The sequence below is a fragment of the Streptomyces sp. P9-A4 genome (genome assembly GCF_036634195.1).
GTDB lineage: Bacteria > Actinomycetota > Actinomycetes > Streptomycetales > Streptomycetaceae > Streptomyces.
Window position 1 is genome coordinate 2,367,633 of sequence record NZ_JAZIFY010000001.1, and the last position, 18,140, is coordinate 2,385,772.

Here is an 18,140-nt window from a genome sequence, read left to right on the forward strand (position 1 = left end):
CTCGAATCTAGTCGCCGTCAGGCGGTCATCGGGCGCTGTACGCGGATCGACTGGAGCAGTCCGATCGCCACCCAGACGGCGAACATCGAGGAGCCGCCGTAGGAGACGAACGGCAGGGGCAGACCCGCGACCGGCATGATGCCGAGCGTCATACCGATGTTCTCGAAGGCCTGGAAGGAGAACCAGGCGATGATGCCGGCGGCGACGACGGTGCCGTACAGCTCGGTGGTGCCGCGGGCGATCCGGCAGGCCCGCCAGAGCACGACGCCGAGGAGGACGAGGATCAGGCCGGCGCCGACGAAGCCCAGCTCCTCCCCCGCGACCGTGAAGACGAAGTCGGTCTGCTGCTCGGGCACGAACTGGCCGGTGGTCTGGGAGCCCTTGAAGAGCCCGGAGCCGAGGAGGCCGCCGGAGCCGATGGCGATACGGGCCTGGTTGGTGTTGTAGCCGACGCCGGACGGGTCGAGGTCGGGGTTGGCGAAGGCCGCGAAGCGGTTGATCTGGTACTCGTCGAGCATGCCGAGCGTGGTGACGAGGACGGCGCCGAGGACGCCCGCGCCGATCAGGCCGAGGACCCAGCGGTTGGAGGCGCCGGAGGCGAGCAGCACGCCGAGCACGATGACGGCCATGACCATGACCGAGCCGAGGTCGGGCATCAGCATGACGATGCCCATGGGGAGCGCGGCCAGGGTGAGCGCCTTGGCGACGGTGCGGTGGTCGGGGTGGAGCTGGTCCCCGGCGTCGACCTTCGCGGCGAGCAGCATCGCCATCACCAGGATGATCGTGATCTTGACGAACTCGCTGGGCTGGAGGGAGAAGCCGCCGCCGACGACAATCCACGCGTGGGCGCCGTTGATGGTGGCGCCGAGCGGGGTGAGGACGGCGAGGATCAGCACGATCGAGAGGCCGTAGAGGACCGGGACGGCGCCGCGCAGGGTGCGGTGGCCGAGCCAGATCGTGCCGATCATCAGGGCGACGCCGATGCCGGTGTTGAGCAGGTGCCGGAAGAGGAAGTAGTACGGGTCGCCGTTGTTCAGCTCGGTGCGGCCGCGGGTCGCGGACCAGACGAGCAGCGACCCGATGCCGGAGAGCGCGAGCGCGGACAGCAGGATCGGCCAGTCGAGGCGGCGGACCACCGAGTCGCGGGCGGCCAGTTTGGCGAGCGTGCCGCGCTCGGGGGCGTACCGCGAGACGGAGAAGCCGTGGGGTGCGGTCATGGTCCTCAGTCCCTCCGCCAGGTGGCGGGCGGTCCCGCGAGCGTCTGGTCGTCCGGCTTCTTCGCAGGGGTGGTGGGGTCCTGCTTCGGGGGTGCGTTCGGGTCGATCTTCTGGAGTTCGGGGTCGTACGGGCCGACCTTGGGGGCGTCGATGGAGCCGTCGGCCTCGATCTTCGGGAGGGTCCGCTGCGGCTGCGGCAGCAGGGCCCGCTTGAGGTCCTGGTTGCCGGCGTCGTCGAGTCCGTAGAGCGCGTCGTAGATGTTGCGCACGGCGGGGCCGGAGGCGCCGGAGCCCGTACCACCCTGGGCGATCGTCATGACGATCGAGTAGTCCTTGGTGTACGTGGCGAACCAGGAGGTCGTCTGCTTGCCGTAGACCTCGGCGGTGCCCGTCTTGGCGTGCATCGGGATCTTGTCCTGCGGCCAGCCGCCGAATCGCCAGGCGGCCGTACCCCGGGTCGCGACTCCCGCGAGGGCCTCCTCTATCAAGGCCTGCGTCTTGGAGTCCATCGGGAGCTTGCCGTGCGCCTTGGGTGCGATCTCGGTGACCTTCTTGCCGTCGGGGCTGATGACGGCCTTGCCGACGGTGGGGTTCCAGAGGGTGCCGCCGTTGGCGATGGCGGCGTAGATGGTGGCCATCTGGATGGGGGTGACGAGGGTGTCGCCCTGGCCGATGGAGTAGTTGACGGAGTCACCGGCGCGCATGAGGTTGCCTTCGAGGCAGTTCTCGTACGAGAGCTGCTCGACGTAGGTGCCGCCGCGCTTGCCGACCTTGCACCAGTAGTCCTTGTTGGCCGCCCAGAAGTCCTGCTTCCACTTCCGGTCGGGGACGCGGCCCGTGACCTCGTTGGGGAGGTCGATGCCGGTCTCGGCGCCGAGGCCGAACTGGTGGGCCGTCTTGTAGAACCAGTCCTTGGCGTCCTTCTTCGGCTTCATCCCGCCGTCCTTCTGCCACTGCTGGTGGGAGAGGGCGTAGTAGACGGTGTCGCAGGAGACTTCGAGGGCCTGGCCGAGGGTGATGGAGCCGTGGCCCTGGGACTCGAAGTTCTTGAAGACCTGGTTGCCGATGGAGTACGAGGAGGGGCACGGGTAGCGCCCGTTGAACTCGTATCCGGCGTTGACGGCGGCGGTGGTCGGGATGACCTTGAAGATCGAGCCGGGGGCGGCCTGGCCCTGGATGGCCCGGTTGAGGAGCGGGAGGTTGGAGTCCTTGCCGGTGAGGGCCGCGTAGTCCTTGGCGGAGATCCCGCCGACCCAGGCGTTCGGGTCGTAGTCGGGCAGCGAGGCCATGGCGACGATCCGGCCGGTCTTCGTCTCCATGACGACGACGGCGCCCGCGTCGGCCTTGTAGTTCTCGCTGGTGTTCTTGTCGTAGGTCTTACGGGCTTCCAGCATGGCGTTGTTCAGCTCCCACTCGGCGACCGCCTGCACGCGGGCGTCGATGGAGGTGACGACGTTGGAGCCGGGGACGGCGGGGTCGCTCTTGGCCTGGCCGATGACCCGGCCGAGGTTGTCGACCTCGTAGCGGGTGACGCCGGCCTTGCCGCGCAGCTGCTTGTCGTACGTCCGCTCCAGGCCGGAGCGGCCGACCTGGTCGGAACGGAGGAACGGCGAGTCGGTGTCCTTGGCCTTCTCGATCTCCTGGTCGGTGACCGGCGAGAGGTAGCCGAGGACCTGGGAGGTGCGGGACTTGCCGGGGGCCGGGTAGCGGCGTACGGCGGTGGGTTCGGCGGTGATGCCGGGGAAGTCCTCGGCGCGCTCCCGGATCTGGAGGGCCTGCTGGGTGGTGGCCTCGTCGGTGACCGGGATCGGCTGGTAGGGCGAGCCGTTCCAGCAGGGCTTGGGGGTCTTGGAGTCGCAGAGCCGGATCTTGTTGATGACGTCGTCGGGCTTCATGTCGAGGACGTCGGCGAGCCGGGTGAGGACGGACTTGCCCCGGTCCTTCATCTTCATCAGCTCGGTGCGGGACGCGGAGACCACGAGCCGGGTCTCGTTGTCGGCGAGCGGGACGCCGCGGGCGTCGAGGACGGAGCCGCGCACGGCGGGCTGCACGACCTGCTGGACGTGGTTGTTCTTCGCCTCGTCGGTGTACTCCTTGCCGTTGCGGATCTGGAGGTACCAGAGCCGGCCCCCCAGGGTCAGCAGCAGCGAGAAGACGAGGATCTGGATGACGACGAGCCGGATCTGGACCCGGGGGGTCCGCCCTGTCTCGGGAATGTTGCTCATACTGCCGGTGCCCCCTCGGTCACAGTCGCTTGACTCCCTTGATGCGTCCGGCCCGTGAGGCGCGGCTCCGGGCGGCCTTGACGCGCAGGCCGCCGCGCTGGGTGCCGATCCTCAGGCCGGTGCCGGTGGAGAGCCAGCCCGAGGCGACATCGGCGCCGTTGCCCCCGCCGGCGTCGGCGAGCGGGTCGTTCTCCGCGCGGCGGGCCAGCGCCATGATGAGCGGCACCGTGAAGGGCGCGAGGAGCAGGTCGTAGACGGCGGCGGTGAACAGCAGGAACCCCAGGCCGACATGGCGGGCGGCGGTGTCGCCGACGAGGGCGCCGACGCCCGCGTACAGGAGGGTGGAGCCGACGGCCGCCGCCACGACCACGGCCATGGGGCCGGCGGCGGAGGTCAGCCGGCCGTTCTCGGGCCGGGCGAGGCCGACGAGGTAGCCGACGACGCAGAGCACGAGGGCGTAGCGGCCGGCGGCGTGGTCGGCGGGCGGGGCGAGGTCGGCGAGGAGGCCGGCGGTGAAGCCGATGAGCGAACCGCTGACGGGTCCGTACACCAGGGCCAGGCCGACGACGGTGAGCAGGACCAGGTCGGGGACGGCGCCGGGGAGTTGGAGCCGGGCGAGGACGGAGACCTGGACGACCATGGCCACCACGATCAGGGTGGCGGAGAGGAGGATCCGGTTGAACTTCACGGTGTCACGGCCCCCTGGTCCTGGCCCTGGCCCTGGCCCTGGTCCTGCTGGTTCCGGGCCGGGTTCTGCTGGTTCTGCTGCTCGGTGTTCGGCTTCTGCCCGTCGGCGGCCTGCTGCCCGTCCGGCGGTGTCGGTGTGACCGTGACGGTGACGGTCGGCGCGGGCTTCGGCTTCTGCGGCAGGACCGCGTCGCGCGGGTCGGAGCGCGGGGCCTGGACGACGACGCCGACGATGTCGAGCTTGGTGAAGCCGACGTACGGGCGGACGTAGATGTTGCGGGTGAGTCCGCCGCCCGCGGGGTCGACGCGGACGACCTCGCCGACCGGCACGCCGGGCACGAAGGGCTTGTCGGCGCGCGAGCCGAAGGTGACGAGCCGGTCGCCGGGCTTCACCTTGGCCTTGCCGTTGAGGAGCTGGACGAGCAGCGGGCGGTCGCCCTGGCCGGTGGCGAAGCCGAGTTCGTCGGACTTCTCCATGCGCGTGCCGACGGTGAAGTCGGGGTCGTTGGCGAGGAGGACCGTGGAGGTGGAGGGGCCGACGGTGGTGACCCGGCCGACGAGTCCGGAGCCGTTGAGGACGGTCATGTCCCGCTTGATGCCGTCGCGGGCGCCGACGTCGATGGTGACGGTCCAGGAGAAGCCCTGGGCCGCTCCTATGGCGATGACCTGGGCGCCCTTGATGCCGTACTGCCCGGCGCCGGCGGTCTTGAGCATGGTGTCGAGCTCGCGGAGCCGGTTGCGGTTGCGGTCGTCGCTGCCGAGTTTCGCCTTGAGTTCGGCGTTCTCCTTCTCCAGGGCGGCGATGCGGGTGTACCGCTCGCCGGAGTCCCGGACGGCCCCTATGGCGTTGCCGATGGGGTCGACGGCGGCCGCCACACCGTTCTCGACGGGCCCGAAGACCGCGGCTGCGGCCTGCCGGGCACCGTCGACGGGTGACTCCTGTCCGCCGCGGATGTCCACCGTGATCAGTGCGAACGCGATGGCGATCAGCAGCACCAGGAGCAGCCGGCTCTCTCGTGTGTCCCTCACGTGCGGCGGCCGTGCCTTTCCTCGTGGTTCGGTTGTTCGGTTGTTCGGCTGTGCGGGTGAAGCGCGTGTGCCGGTGAAACTGTGGTGCGGTGGAACGACCGTACGGGTGAGGCGACTGTACGGGTGGTACGCCGGTGCTAGCGGCGCGGCTGGGCGTCCAGGACCTGCTGGAGGGCCTCGAACTCCTCGACGCACTTGCCGGCGCCGAGCGCCACCGAGTCCAGCGGGTCCTCGGCGATGTGGATCGGCATGCCGGTCTCGCGGCGGAGGCGCTCGTCGAGGCCGCGCAGCAGGGCACCGCCACCGGTGAGAACGATGCCGCGGTCCATGACGTCACCGGACAGCTCCGGCGGGCACTTGTCGAGGGTGGTCTTCACCGCGTCGACGATGGCGTTGACCGGCTCCTCGATGGCCTTGCGGACCTCGGCGGCGGAGATGACCACGGTCTTGGGGAGACCGGAGACGAGGTCGCGGCCGCGGATCTCGGTGTGCTCGTCCTTGTCGAGGTCGTACGCCGAACCGATGGTGATCTTGATCTGCTCGGCGGTGCGCTCACCGAGGAGGAGCGAGTACTCCTTCTTGATGTGCTGGATGATCGCGTTGTCCAGCTCGTCGCCGGCGACCCGGATCGACTGTGCCGTGACGATTCCGCCGAGGGAGATCACGGCGACCTCGGTGGTGCCGCCGCCGATGTCCACGACCATGTTGCCGGTGGCCTCGTGGACCGGGAGGCCCGAGCCGATGGCCGCCGCCATGGGCTCCTCGATGATGTGCACCTGGCGGGCACCGGCCTGCGTCGAGGCCTCGATGACGGCGCGGCGCTCGACTCCGGTGATGCCGGAGGGCACGCAGACCACGACGCGGGGGCGGGCCAGGTAGCGGCGCTTGTGGATCTTGAGAATGAAGTAGCGGAGCATCCGCTCGGTGATCTCGAAGTCGGCGATCACACCGTCCTTGAGCGGGCGCACCGCGACGATGTTGCCGGGGGTCCGGCCGATCATCTTCTTCGCCTCGGAGCCGACCGCGAGGATGCCACCGGTGTTGGTGTTGATCGCGACGACGGACGGCTCGTTCAGGACGATGCCTCGGCCTCTGACGTACACCAGCGTGTTGGCGGTCCCGAGGTCGACAGCCATGTCACGGCCGATGAACGACATTGAGTTCCCCTTGTTTCCCATGGCTGAGAGTGGTGCGGCGTGGAGTTTTCCATCGTAGTGCCGCCCGCACGGATACCGCGCGGTGGTCCGCCTCTGTACAGGTGACGGTAGGACGCGGCGATCCGTTCCCGGGTTCGGCGTTCATATGCCTGGGGGCGACCGAAATTCCTTCGGTCGCCCCATAGGCTGCTGCGTTCGGCTGACTTCTCGTCAGACGAGACCCGGGAAGAAGATCTTCAGCTCACGGGCCGCGGACTCCTCGGAGTCGGAGGCGTGGATCAGGTTCTCCCGGACGATGGTGCCGAAGTCGCCGCGGATCGAGCCCGGGGCGGCGGCGATCGGGTCGGTCGGGCCGGCCAGCCCGCGGACGCCCTCGATGACCCGCTCCCCCTCGACGACGAGCGCGACGACGGGACCGGAGGCCATGAAGCCCATCAGCGGCTCGTAGAAGGGCTTGCCCTTGTGCTCGCCGTAGTGCTGCTCCAGGGTCTCCTGGTCCAGGTCGCGCAGCTCCAGGGCCGCCAGGGTCCAGCCGGCCTTGCGCTCGATGCGGCCGATGATCTCGCCGACCAGGCCACGGCGGACGGCGTCGGGCTTGAGCAGGACGAGCGTGCGCTGGCTCACGGGGGAACTCCTTCGGAAAAGCGGTGTGCGGGACCTCCGAGGCTACAGGCCCCGCACGCCCCTCGATTACGCAGCGTCAGGCCCTGCCGAGGCCCCCGCGGCCTGGGCCTCCGCCCAGCGGGCCTTGATGTCGTCGATGCGGCGGCCGTAGTGGACGGAGGCCCACCACAGGCCGGCGAAGACCGCGCCGAGGAAGAACATGGTCGGTACGAAGAAGCCGCTGGCGATCAGGGCGATCTGGAGGGCCCAGCCGAGCTGCACACCGCCGGGGCGGGTGATCATCCCGCACAGCAGCACCGAAAGGACCATGGCGATCCCGCAGACCCACCACACGGTGGACGTCGTAAGGCTGTCGTCCTTCATGGCGACGAGGCCGGCGAAGCCGATCACGAAGAACTCGCCGATGAGCGTCGAGGAACAGAGCGTACGCATCGGATCAGCCCCTCCGCAGCAGCAGTCGGGCGTCGCCGACCGTGAAGATCGAACCGGTCACCAGGACACCCGCGCCGCCGTACTCGGCCTCTTCCTCCGCGAGGGTGATGGCCGCCTCGATGGCGTCGGGCAGCCGCGGTTCGACGACGACCCGGTCCTCGCCGAAGACCTCGACGGCGACGGCCGCCAGCGCGTCCACGTCGGTGGCACGGGGGTTGGAGTTCGCCGTGACGACGACCTCCGCGAAGATCGGCTCGAAGGCCTCGAGGAGACCCCGGGCGTCCTTGTCGCCGCTCGTGGAGACCACTCCGACGAGCCGCGAGAAGCCGAAGGCCTCGCTGATGCCCTCCGCCGTCGCCCGCGCGCCGTGCGGGTTGTGCGCGGCGTCCAGGACGACCGTCGGGGAGGAGCGGACGATCTCCAGGCGGCCGGGCGAGGCCACCCGCGCGAAGGCCTGACGGACCGTGTCCAGGTCCAGCGTGCGGGCGTGCTCCGCGCCGATCCCGAAGAAGGCCTCGACCGCCGCGAGCGCCACCGCCGCGTTGTGCGCCTGGTAGGCGCCGTGCAGCGGCAGGAAGACGTTGTCGTACTCGCCGCCCAGGCCGCGCAGGGTGAGGAGCTGTCCGCCGACCGCGACCTCGCGGGAGACGATGCCGAACTCCATGCCCTCGCGGGCGACCGTGGCATCCGCCTCGACGGCCTTCTTCAGCAGGACCTGCGCCGCGTCCACCGGCTGCTGGGCCATGATCACGGTCGCGCCCTGCTTGATGATCCCGGACTTCTCGCCGGCGATCTCGGCGGTCGTCCCGCCGAGCCGGTCGGTGTGGTCCAGGTCGATCGGGGTGACGACGGCGACGGAGGCGTCGATGACGTTCGTCGCGTCCCAGGTGCCGCCCATGCCGACCTCGACGACGGCCGCGTCGACCGGGGCGTCGGCGAAGGCCGCGTACGCCATCGCGGTGAGGACCTCGAAGAAGGAGAGCCGGTACTCCTCCCGGGCGTCGACCAGCTCCACGTACGGCTTGATGTCCTGGTACGTCTCGATGAACCGCTCGGCGGAGATCGGGGCGCCGTCCAGGCTGATCCGCTCGGTGATGGTCTGCACGTGCGGCGAGGTGTACCGCCCGGTGCGCAGCTCGAAGGCGCCGAGCAGGGCCTCGATCATGCGGGCCGTCGACGTCTTGCCGTTGGTGCCGGTGATGTGGATCGAGGGGTACGCCCGCTGCGGGTCGCCGAGGACGTCCATCAGGGCCGCGATGCGGGTGACCGAGGGGTCCAGCTTGGTCTCGCCCCAGCGGGTGGACAGCTCGGTCTCGACCTCGCGCAGTGCCTTGTCCAGCTCCGGGTCCTCGGGACGGCCGGGCACGGGGTCGCCCTGCGGGGCGCCGCCCTGCGTGCGCAGGGTGCGGCTGCCGGCCTCGATCACCGCCAGGTCGGGGTCGCGGTTCGTCTCGTTGTCGACGATGTCGTCGAACTGGTCATTCGGGTCGCTCGGCTCGCTCACGGGCCCAGTCTACGGAGCGGTACCGACAGGACCATGGACCCACCCCTTTCGGGACCTTCGGTCCACCGTCCGCCGGGCCGGCCGGGCAAACTTGGCGATCATGGACATAGGGATCGACCTCGGCACGGCCAACACACTCCTCTACGCGCGCGGCCGGGGCATCGTGCTCAACGAACCGTCCGTGGTGGCGGTGCAGGAGGGCTCGCGGCACGCGCTCGCGGTCGGTACGGAGGCGAAGGAGACCATCGGCCGTACGCCGGGTTCGATCACCGCGATCCGCCCGCTCCGGGACGGCGTGATCAGCGACTACGAGGCGGCCGAGGAGATGATCCGGCACTTCGTGCGCAAGGCCGTCCCCGGCCGGCGGCGGCCCCGTACCCGGATGGTGGTGTGCGTGCCCAGCGGGGTGACCCAGGTCGAGCGGCGGGCCATCGTGCACGCCTCCCTGTCGGCGGGGGCCCGCGCGGTCCATCTGATCGAGGAGCCGATGGCGGCGGCGATCGGCGCCGGGCTGCCGGTCTCCGACCCGCGCGGCTCGATGGTCGTCGACATCGGCGGCGGCACGACCGAGGTGGCCGTGATCTCGCTGGGCGGGATCGTCACGGCCCAGTCGCTCCGGGTGGGCGGCGACCGTCTCGACGCGGCCGTCATCGACTTCGTCCGCAAGGAGCACTCGCTGCTCATCGGCGAGCGGACCGCGGAGGACGTCAAGGTCGCCATCGGCACGGCGTGGCCGGTGCCGGGCGGCGAGGAGCTGGAGCGGCGGACCTTCACCATCCGGGGCCGGGAGAAGGTCAGCGGGCTGCCCCGGACGGTGGAACTGACGGTGCCGGAGGTGCGGGCGGCGCTGGACGAGCCGGTGGAGGCGATCATCGCGGCCGTCCGGGTGACCCTGGAGGAGTGCCCGCCCGAGCTGTCCGGCGACGTCATGGAGCACGGCATCGTGCTGACCGGCGGCGGTGCGCTGCTGTCGGGCCTGGACCTGCGGATGGCCTCGGCGACGGGCATCCCGGTCTTCGTCGCGGACGCGCCGCTGGACTGTGTGGCCCTGGGCTCGGGCCGGTGCGTGGAGGACTTCGACTCACTCCAGCGGGTCCTGGGGAAGGCGGAGACGGTCCGCTGAGCGAGGGGGCGCGGTAGCGGGCCTCCCGGTCCGCCGCGCGACGCCGCGCTGACGCTCAGCGCGTCAGCCCGGTCGGCAGCCCCGCCGTCACCACGTACTCGTCCCGCTCCCGGTGGGCCTTCAGCGTGCCGCCCATGCTGGTGACCCGCTCCTCCATCGAGAGGAGTCCCGTGCCGGTCGAGACCGGGGCGCGGTCCGGCGGGTCCTCCGGCAGCGGGTTGCGGACCTCGATCCGCAGGTCGGGGCCCTCCACCGCGATGGTGACCGTGACGGGCAGGCCGGGCGCGTGCTTCGCGGCGTTCGTCAGGCATTCCTGGACGACCCGGTGGACGGCCGCCTGCCGCAGCGGCGACAGGGCCTTCGCCTCCTCGGCGACCGTCAGTTCCACGGGGCTGCCCATCCGCTCGCTCTCCCCGGCGAGGGCGGCGAGCTCTTCGAGGCCGGGGGTGGCGGTGTCCCGGTCGGCGCGGCGCACGATCGTCTCGTTGAGCATGAGGTGGGCGCGCCGGGCGGTGTCAGCCAGTTCCTCGAAGTCCCGCTGGTGGGCCTCTCCCCTGGCCCGTACGGCGAGGACCTCGGCCCGTACCGCGAGGACGGTCAGCTCCCGGCCGACCAGGTCGTGGACGTCCCGGCCGACGGAGATCCGCTCCTCCTGGACGGCCTGCCGGGCGGCGGCCTCGCGCCGCTGGACCTCCAGGGCGCGCACGAGGTCCTGCCGGTACGCGGCGATGCCGACGCCCGCCGCGAGGACGCCGATCGGGACGACCAGGCTCAGGAAGTCGCTGAGGGTGTCGCCGTGCCGGGCGGGCCAGCCGGGCGTCTGGAAGAGGCCGTAGGCGACGACGACGTACAGCAGCGTGGCGAAGATCGCGGCGCGGCGCCCCCGGTAGCGGCCGATCGAGTACAGCGCGAACTGGATCATGGTCAGCTCGTGCAGCCACCCCATCAGGCCGAGCGCGACGAGGTACGGGAGCCACGGCAGCCGGCGCCGGAGCACCAGGGTGGCCGCCCCGGCCGCGAGGACCAGCGCCGCGGTGACCCCGGTGAGGGAGTTGTCGGCGCGGGCGAGCCCCGGCACGTCCAGCACCATCAGGCCGAAGGCGCTGAGCGCGGCGACGATGTCGAGGGCGCGGGGCGATACCGCCCACCGGTCCACGCAGCGGCGCAGTGCGGGGACGGTGGGGAGGCGGAGCATGCCCTCCATCATCCAAGGTCTTTGGTCCCGACGCCGAGGACCTGAAGTCCCGTCGTGTGTGACATCGGGCACTTCGTCCCTTTGCGGAAGGGCCCGGAACCGACGAGCGGTTCCGGGCCCTCCTCATGCCGTGGGTCAGGCCTGCGGCAGGCTCGCCAGCTGGGTCTCGATGCGGGCGATGTCCTCCTCCGCCTTGGCGAGGCGGGTGCGGATCTTGTCGACCACGTTGTCCGGGGCCTTGGCGAGGAAGGCCTCGTTGCCGAGCTTCCCGTTCGCCTGGGCCTTCTCCTTCTCCGCCGCGGCGAGGTCCTTCGCGAGGCGCTTGCGCTCCGCGGCCACGTCGATCGTGCCCGACAGGTCGAGCGCGACGGTGGCGCCGGCGACCGGCAGGGAGGCGGTGGCGGCGAAGCCCTCGCCCTCCGGCTGGAGGCGCAGGATCTGCCGGATGGCGGCCTCGTGCGCGACGAGCGGGGTGCCGTCGACGGTGAGGCGGGCCGGCACCTTCTGGGCGTCCTGGAGGCCCTGCTCCTTGCGGAAGCGGCGGACCTCGGTGACGACCCGCTGGACCAGCTCGATCTCCTTCTCCGCGGCCTCGTCGCGGAAGCCGGAGTCCTTCGGCCAGTCGGCGATCACCAGGGACTCACCGCCGGTGAGGGTGGTCCACAGGGTGTCGGTGACGAACGGGACGATCGGGTGCAGCAGGCGCAGCATGACGTCCAGGACCTCGCCGAGGACGCGGCCGGAGACCTTGGCGCCCTCGCCGCCCGCGAAGAACGTGGTCTTCGACAGCTCGACGTACCAGGCGAAGACCTCGTCCCACGCGAAGTGGTAGAGCGACTCGCTGAGCTTGGCGAACTGGTAGTCCTCGTAGTACGCGTCGACCTGCGCGACCGTCTCGTTGAGCCGGGACAGGATCCAGCGGTCGGTCGCGGACATCTCGGAGACGTCGGGCAGGGGGCCTTCGATCGTGGCGCCGTTCATCAGCGCGAAGCGCGTGGCGTTCCAGATCTTGTTGGCGAAGTTGCGGGAGGCCTTGACCCAGTCCTCGCCGATCGGCACGTCCGCGCCCGGGTTGGCGCCGTTGGCCAGGGTGAAGCGGACGGCGTCGGAGCCGTACGCGTCCATCCAGTCCAGCGGGTCGACCGCGTTCGGGTTGGACTTCGACATCTTCTTGCCGAACTCGTCGCGGACGAGGCCGGTGAGCGCGACGGTCTTGAAGGGGACCTCGCCGTCCATCGCGTACAGACCGAACATCATCATCCGGGCGACCCAGAAGAAGATGATGTCGTGGCCGGTGAGCAGGACGTCGGTCGAGTAGAACTTCGCCAGGTCCGGGGTCTTCTCCGGCCAGCCGAGCGTGGAGAACGGCCACAGGCCGGAGGAGAACCAGGTGTCCAGGACGTCGGGGTCCTGGGTCCAGCCCTCGGCCTCGGTGCCGGGCGCCTCCTCGTCGGGTCCGACGCAGACGACCTGGCCCTCGGGGCCGTACCAGATCGGGATGCGGTGGCCCCACCACAGCTGGCGCGAGATGCACCAGTCGTGCATGTTGTCGACCCAGTCGAAGTAGCGCTTCGAGAGCTCCTTCGGGTGGATCTCGACCGAGCCGTCGCGGACCGCGTCACCGGCGGCCTGCGCCAGCGGGCCGACCTTGACCCACCACTGCATCGACAGACGCGGCTCGACGGTCGTCTTGCAGCGCGAGCAGTGGCCGACGGAGTGCATGTACGGGCGCTTCTCGGCGACGATCCGGCCCTGCTCCTTGAGCGCGCCGACGATCGCCGAGCGGGCCTCGAAGCGGTCCAGGCCGAGGAAGGGGCCGTGGACGGTGATGATGCCGTGCTCGTCCATGACGGTGAGCGAGGGCAGGTCGTGGCGACGGCCGATCTCGAAGTCGTTCGGGTCGTGCGCCGGGGTCACCTTGACGGCGCCGGTACCGAACTCCGGGTCGACGTGGGTGTCGGCGACGACCGGGATGGTCCGGTCGGTCAGCGGCAGCTTGATCTGCCTGCCGATCAGGTGGGCGTAGCGCTCGTCGTCGGGGTGGACGGCGACGGCGGTGTCACCGAGCATCGTCTCGGCGCGGGTCGTGGCGACCACCAGGGAGTCGTCGCCCTCGCCGTAGCGGATGGAGATCAGCTCGCCGGCGTCGTCCTGGTACTCGACCTCGATGTCCGAGATGGCGGTCAGACAGCGCGGGCACCAGTTGATGATGCGCTCGGCGCGGTAGATCAGACCGTCTTCGTACAGGTCCTTGAAGATCTTCTGGACGGCCTTGGACAGGCCCTCGTCCATGGTGAAGCGCTCACGCGACCAGTCGAGACCGGCGCCGAGGCGGCGCAGCTGGCCGAGGATGCGGCCGCCGTACTCGTCCTTCCACTGCCAGACGCGGTCGACGAACTCGTCGCGGCCCAGGTCGTGGCGGGACTTGCCCTCCTCGGCGAGCTGCTGCTCGACCTTGTTCTGGGTCGCGATGCCGGCGTGGTCCATGCCCGGCAGCCAGAGCGTCTCGAAGCCCTGCATGCGCTTGCGACGGGTCAGGGCGTCCATGAGCGTCACCTGGAAGGCGTGGCCCAGGTGGAGGGCGCCCGTGACGTTCGGCGGCGGGATGACGATGGTGTACGGAGGCTTCTCGCTCTTCGCGTCGGCCTCGAAGTACCCCCGGTCTACCCAGCGCTCGTACAGCGGCCCCTCTACCTCGGCCGGCGCGTAGGTGGTCGGCAGTTCGGTGGTGGGCGCTGTCTGCTGCTGAGTGTTCTCGGTCACGGGGCCAGTTTAGGGGTGTCCTCGCCCTGTCCTGAAACGCTTTGGTTCGGTAACGGTGTGGCCCCCGCCGCACTTCCGCCCCGGCGGTTCCGCCAGGATGTTCGGCAGGCATAAACATCCTGTGAGGGGAACCTGTCGATGAGCTACAACCAGCCGGGCCCGTACGGCGGCCAGCCGCCCCAGCAGCCCGGCCCCTACGGCCAGCCGGGCCCCTACGGCCAGCAGCCGCAGCAGCCGGGGCCGTACGGGCAGCCGCAGGCGCCCCAGCCCGGGTACGGCTACCCCCAGCAGGCCCCGCAGGGCGTTCCGCCGCAGCAGCCCCCCTACGGCTACCCGCAGCAGCCCCAGCAGCCCGGCCCGTACGGCCAGCAGCCGCAGTACGGCGCCCCCCAGGGCCCCGGCGGCTATGTGCCGCACCCCCCGGCCCCGAAGAAGTCGAAGGCCGGCTGGATCATCGGCGCGGTGGCGGTGGTCGCGGCGATCGGCGTGGGCGCGTACTTCGTGCTCGGCGGCGGCGGTTCCTCGGTCGCGAACGACGGCCCCCACAAGCTGGTCACGCCGGCCACGGTCCTCGGTGAGTACAAGAAGGCTCCCGACAAGGGGTCCTCCTCCGAGAAGGACTCCCTGAAGGAGGCCGAGAAGAACGGCGTCAAGAACGCCCAGGAGGCCAAGGCCACCTACCAGGTGGAGAACAAGGCCAACCCGCTGGCGAGCAAGATGCTCCAGTTCAACGGCCTCTACGGCGAGATCGACGACCCCGAGGCGGTCGTCGACGCCATCTTCACCGCCACGAAGGCCGAGGCCGACAAGGACAAGGACAAGGCCGAATCCCCGGAGCTGGTCGGCAGCCCGCAGGAGTACAAGCCGTCCGAGCTCGACGGCGCCGTCCTCAAGTGCCAGCAGCTCAAGACCAAGGCCGACGCCGGCACGGGCGCTCCCGCGATGACCATGACGATGTGCGTGTGGGCCGACCACAGCACCGTGGGCATGGTCGTCCCGTTCGACACGGCCTCGCTGCTCGCGGGGAAGACCGGCTCCGCCGAGGACGCCGCCGCCATCACCGCCAAGCTCCGCAAGGAAGTCCGCGTCAAGGCCTGATCCCAGGCCCGCAGCACGCGGAAGGGGCGCCCCGCCGGTCGGCGGGGCGCCCCTTCCATGTCCGTACGGCTCAGGCGGACTTCTCGTGCCTGCCGTCGTTCTTCACGATCCGGGGGACCAGCGTCGGGTTGACGTTGTTGCGGACGACGTCCGCCGTGATGACGACCCGGGCCACGTCCTTGCGGGACGGGACCTCGTACATCACCGACTGGAGGACCTCCTCCATGATGGCGCGCAGGCCTCGCGCGCCGGTGCCGCGCAGGATCGCCTGGTCGGCGATGGCCTCCAGGGCGGGGCGGTCGAAGTCCAGCTCCACACCGTCGAGTTCGAAGAGGCGCTGGTACTGCTTCACCAGCGCGTTGCGCGGCTCGACGAGGATCTGGAGGAGCGCCTCGCGGTCCAGGTTGTGGACCGAGGTGAGGACCGGGAGACGGCCGATGAACTCCGGGATCATCCCGAACTTCACCAGGTCCTCCGGCATGACCTCCTGGAACTGGTCGCTCGCCTCGATCTCGCGCTTGGAGCGGATGGTCGCCCCGAAGCCGATGCCCTTGGCGCCCGCCCGCGACTCGATGATCTTCTCCAGGCCGGCGAAGGCGCCGCCCACGATGAAGAGCACGTTCGTCGTGTCGATCTGGATGAACTCCTGATGCGGGTGCTTCCGTCCGCCCTGCGGCGGCACGGAGGCGGTGGTGCCCTCCAGGATCTTCAGCAGGGCCTGCTGCACGCCCTCGCCCGAGACATCGCGCGTGATCGACGGGTTTTCGCTCTTACGGGCGACCTTGTCGATCTCGTCGATGTAGATGATCCCGGTCTCGGCCTTCTTGACGTCGTAGTCGGCCGCCTGGATCAGCTTGAGCAGGATGTTCTCGACGTCCTCGCCGACATAGCCGGCCTCCGTCAGCGCCGTCGCGTCGGCGATGGCGAACGGGACGTTGAGCATGCGGGCCAGGGTCTGCGCGAGCAGCGTCTTCCCGGAGCCCGTGGGGCCGAGCAGCAGAATGTTGGACTTGGCCAGTTCGATGGCGTCGTCCCGGCCCTGCGCGCCGCCGTTCTCGCCGGCCTGGACGCGCTTGTAGTGGTTGTACACCGCGACCGAGAGGGCCTTCTTCGCGGGCTCCTGCCCGACGACGTACCCCTCGAGGAACTCGTAGATCTCGCGGGGCTTGGGGAGTTCCTCCCAGCGCACCTCGCTCGTCTCCGCGAGTTCCTCCTCGATGATCTCGTTGCAGAGGTCGATGCACTCGTCGCAGATGTACACACCGGGTCCCGCGATGAGCTTCTTCACCTGCTTCTGGCTCTTTCCGCAGAACGAGCACTTGAGCAGGTCGCCGCCATCACCGATGCGTGCCACGAGGTGCTTCCCCTTCGCCTGGGAGCGCCTGGTTCAGCGACTCCTGGTGCCTCATATTCGACGGTACCTTGCCGGGCCCCTCGTTCGGGCCCCCCTTGGCACGGTTCACATGGTCGTGATTCGGCCACGCGGGCCGTGCCAGGGGAAGGTCGGGCGTCAGCGCTCGGCGGAGGCCGTGCTCTTACGGGTGGAGACGATCTGGTCGACGAGACCGTACGCGAGGGCGTCCTCGGCCGTCAGGATCTTGTCGCGCTCGATGTCGTCGCGGATCTTCTCGATCGGCGTCGAGGAGTGCTTGGCCAGCATCTCCTCCAGCTGGCTGCGCATCCGCAGGATCTCGCGGGCCGCGATCTCCAGGTCGGAGAGCTGCTCACGGCCGGTGCCGCCGGACGGCTGGTGGATCAGCACGCGGGCGTTCGGCAGGGCCATCCGCTTGCCGGGGGTGCCGGCGGCGAGCAGCACGGCCGCGGCGGAGGCCGCCTGGCCCATGCAGACCGTCTGGATGTCCGGCTTCACGAACTGCATCGTGTCGTAGATCGCCGTCAGCGCGGTGAAGGAGCCACCGGGGCTGTTGATGTAGATCGAGATGTCGCGGTCCGGGTCCATCGACTCCAGGCACAGCAGCTGCGCCATGACGTCGTTGGCGGAGGCGTCGTCGATCTGCACACCGAGGAAGATCACGCGCTCCTCGAACAGCTTCGCGTACGGGTCGTACTCGCGCACGCCCTGCGAGGTGCGCTCCACGAAGCGCGGCACGACGTAGCGGTTGTCCATCGGCGCGCCGGTGTAGAGGCCGCTCGCGGAGAGGTTGTTCTGCATCTGGGTGTTCACCGTCCTGGTGGCGTTCGGCGGGGGCTGGGGCTCTTCAGCGGCCGGGCTCAGGCGCCCGTGCCGCCGCCGCCGGGAACGCCCGCGGCGTGGGTGATGATGTCGTCGATGAGGCCGTACTCCTTGGCCTCGTCCGCGGTGAACCAGCGGTCACGGTCACCGTCGCGGATGATCGCCTCGACGGTCTGGCCGGAGTGCTGCGCGGTGATCTCGGCCATGCGCTTCTTGGTGCGCAGGAGGTACTCGGCCTGGATCTTGATGTCGGAGGCCGTGCCGCCGATGCCGGCGGAGCCCTGGTGCATCAGGATGTCGGTGTTCGGCAGCGCGAAGCGCTTGCCGGGGGCGCCGGCGGTGAGCAGGAACTGGCCCATCGAGGCCGCCATGCCCATACCGATGGTGACGACGTCGTTCGGGATGAACTGCATGGTGTCGTAGACCGCCATGCCGGCCGTCACCGAGCCACCGGGGCTGTTGATGTACAGGAAGATGTCCTTCTCCGGCTCGGCGGCCAGGAGGAGCATCTGAGCGGTGATCTTGTTGGCGATCTCGTCGTCGACCTGCTGGCCGAGGAAGACGATGCGCTCGCCGAGCAGCCGGTTGTAGACATGGTCGCCGAGGCCGCCACCGATGGACGGCTCACCCGCGGCGTAAGGCTTCAGATTCGTCACGTATCCACCTGCTCGTCTCCGACGGCCAGGGCCGTCTCAGCGTCTCGTTCAGAGGGCACTGCCCTCGTATTCATGGACCCTAACGCGCAGGTAGGACAACGCCATCCCGGTTCCCGAACTGTTCGCTGGGAGCGCAAGGTAGTTGGGGCCGCGCAACGGGGTCCGGCTACGTCCACGGGCCCGTACGCACAGGAGTGCGTACGGGCCCGTGGAGCGGGTTCAGCGCGGGGCGCGAG

At 70.0% G+C, this 18,140-nt stretch carries 15 protein-coding genes; 2 read left to right on the forward strand and 13 right to left on the reverse strand.

The window, feature by feature from the left end:
- Positions 1-17 precede the first annotated feature (17 nt).
- The 8 genes from rodA to folC form a co-directional block, all read right to left on the reverse strand.
- A complete protein-coding gene (rodA, locus tag V4Y03_RS10660) occupies positions 18-1,217 on the reverse strand; it encodes a rod shape-determining protein RodA (RefSeq protein ID WP_332434760.1) in 1,200 nt (399 codons plus the stop codon).
- A 5-nt stretch (positions 1,218-1,222) separates the two neighbouring features.
- Complete coding sequence (gene mrdA, locus V4Y03_RS10665) at positions 1,223-3,442, reverse strand: penicillin-binding protein 2 (protein WP_317873395.1); 2,220 nt, start codon at positions 3,440-3,442, stop codon at positions 1,223-1,225.
- A 19-nt stretch (positions 3,443-3,461) separates the two neighbouring features.
- Entirely contained in the window at positions 3,462-4,130 is a 669-nt protein-coding gene (gene mreD / locus V4Y03_RS10670) for a rod shape-determining protein MreD (protein ID WP_317873394.1), read from the reverse strand.
- On the reverse strand, positions 4,127-5,158 hold the full coding sequence (gene mreC / locus V4Y03_RS10675; RefSeq protein WP_332434761.1) for a rod shape-determining protein MreC: 1,032 nt from the start codon (positions 5,156-5,158) through the stop codon (positions 4,127-4,129). The genes mreD and mreC overlap by 4 nt, the downstream gene beginning before the upstream one ends.
- Positions 5,159-5,295: 137 nt before the next feature.
- Positions 5,296-6,315, reverse strand: a complete 1,020-nt coding sequence (locus V4Y03_RS10680; RefSeq protein ID WP_317873392.1) for a rod shape-determining protein — start codon at positions 6,313-6,315, stop codon at positions 5,296-5,298.
- Positions 6,316-6,525: 210 nt separating this feature from the next.
- Complete coding sequence (gene ndk, locus V4Y03_RS10685) at positions 6,526-6,939, reverse strand: nucleoside-diphosphate kinase (RefSeq protein ID WP_317873391.1); 414 nt, start codon at positions 6,937-6,939, stop codon at positions 6,526-6,528.
- A gap of 66 nt (positions 6,940-7,005) precedes the next feature.
- Entirely contained in the window at positions 7,006-7,371 is a 366-nt protein-coding gene (locus tag V4Y03_RS10690) for a DUF4233 domain-containing protein (RefSeq protein ID WP_317873390.1), read from the reverse strand.
- A 4-nt stretch (positions 7,372-7,375) separates the two neighbouring features.
- Positions 7,376-8,875 (reverse strand): bifunctional tetrahydrofolate synthase/dihydrofolate synthase, encoded by a 1,500-nt coding sequence (gene folC / locus V4Y03_RS10695; protein ID WP_332434762.1) that lies wholly within the window; start codon positions 8,873-8,875, stop codon positions 7,376-7,378.
- A gap of 100 nt (positions 8,876-8,975) precedes the next feature.
- On the opposite strand from folC, the gene V4Y03_RS10700 reads away from it, so the two are divergent.
- Positions 8,976-9,998: a rod shape-determining protein gene (locus tag V4Y03_RS10700; protein ID WP_317873388.1), complete on the forward strand. Its 1,023-nt coding sequence runs from the start codon at positions 8,976-8,978 to the stop codon at positions 9,996-9,998.
- 55 nt (positions 9,999-10,053) lie between these two features.
- Here V4Y03_RS10700 and V4Y03_RS10705 read toward each other — a convergent pair whose 3' ends face one another.
- Together V4Y03_RS10705 and V4Y03_RS10710 are read right to left on the reverse strand one after the other, a co-directional pair.
- Positions 10,054-11,193 carry a sensor histidine kinase gene (locus V4Y03_RS10705; RefSeq protein ID WP_317873387.1) on the reverse strand — a complete coding sequence of 380 codons (1,140 nt, stop codon included), beginning with the start codon at positions 11,191-11,193 and terminating at the stop codon, positions 10,054-10,056.
- Between the two features lie 135 nt (positions 11,194-11,328).
- Entirely contained in the window at positions 11,329-13,956 is a 2,628-nt protein-coding gene (locus V4Y03_RS10710; protein ID WP_317873386.1) for a valine--tRNA ligase, read from the reverse strand.
- A gap of 138 nt (positions 13,957-14,094) precedes the next feature.
- On the opposite strand from V4Y03_RS10710, the gene V4Y03_RS10715 reads away from it, so the two are divergent.
- The gene (locus V4Y03_RS10715) at positions 14,095-15,054 is read left to right on the forward strand and encodes a hypothetical protein (protein ID WP_317873385.1); all 960 of its coding nucleotides are present in this window, start codon (positions 14,095-14,097) and stop codon (positions 15,052-15,054) included.
- 70 nt (positions 15,055-15,124) lie between these two features.
- On the opposite strand, the gene clpX is transcribed toward V4Y03_RS10715, so the two are convergent.
- From clpX to V4Y03_RS10730, 3 genes are all read right to left on the reverse strand, one after another.
- On the reverse strand, positions 15,125-16,408 hold the full coding sequence (clpX, locus tag V4Y03_RS10720; RefSeq protein ID WP_015033605.1) for an ATP-dependent Clp protease ATP-binding subunit ClpX: 1,284 nt from the start codon (positions 16,406-16,408) through the stop codon (positions 15,125-15,127).
- Positions 16,409-16,564: 156 nt separating this feature from the next.
- Positions 16,565-17,227 carry an ATP-dependent Clp protease proteolytic subunit gene (locus tag V4Y03_RS10725; RefSeq protein WP_056561395.1) on the reverse strand — a complete coding sequence of 221 codons (663 nt, stop codon included), beginning with the start codon at positions 17,225-17,227 and terminating at the stop codon, positions 16,565-16,567.
- A 59-nt stretch (positions 17,228-17,286) separates the two neighbouring features.
- Positions 17,287-17,904: an ATP-dependent Clp protease proteolytic subunit gene (locus V4Y03_RS10730; RefSeq protein WP_317873384.1), complete on the reverse strand. Its 618-nt coding sequence runs from the start codon at positions 17,902-17,904 to the stop codon at positions 17,287-17,289.
- Between the last annotated feature and the right edge of the window lie 236 nt (positions 17,905-18,140).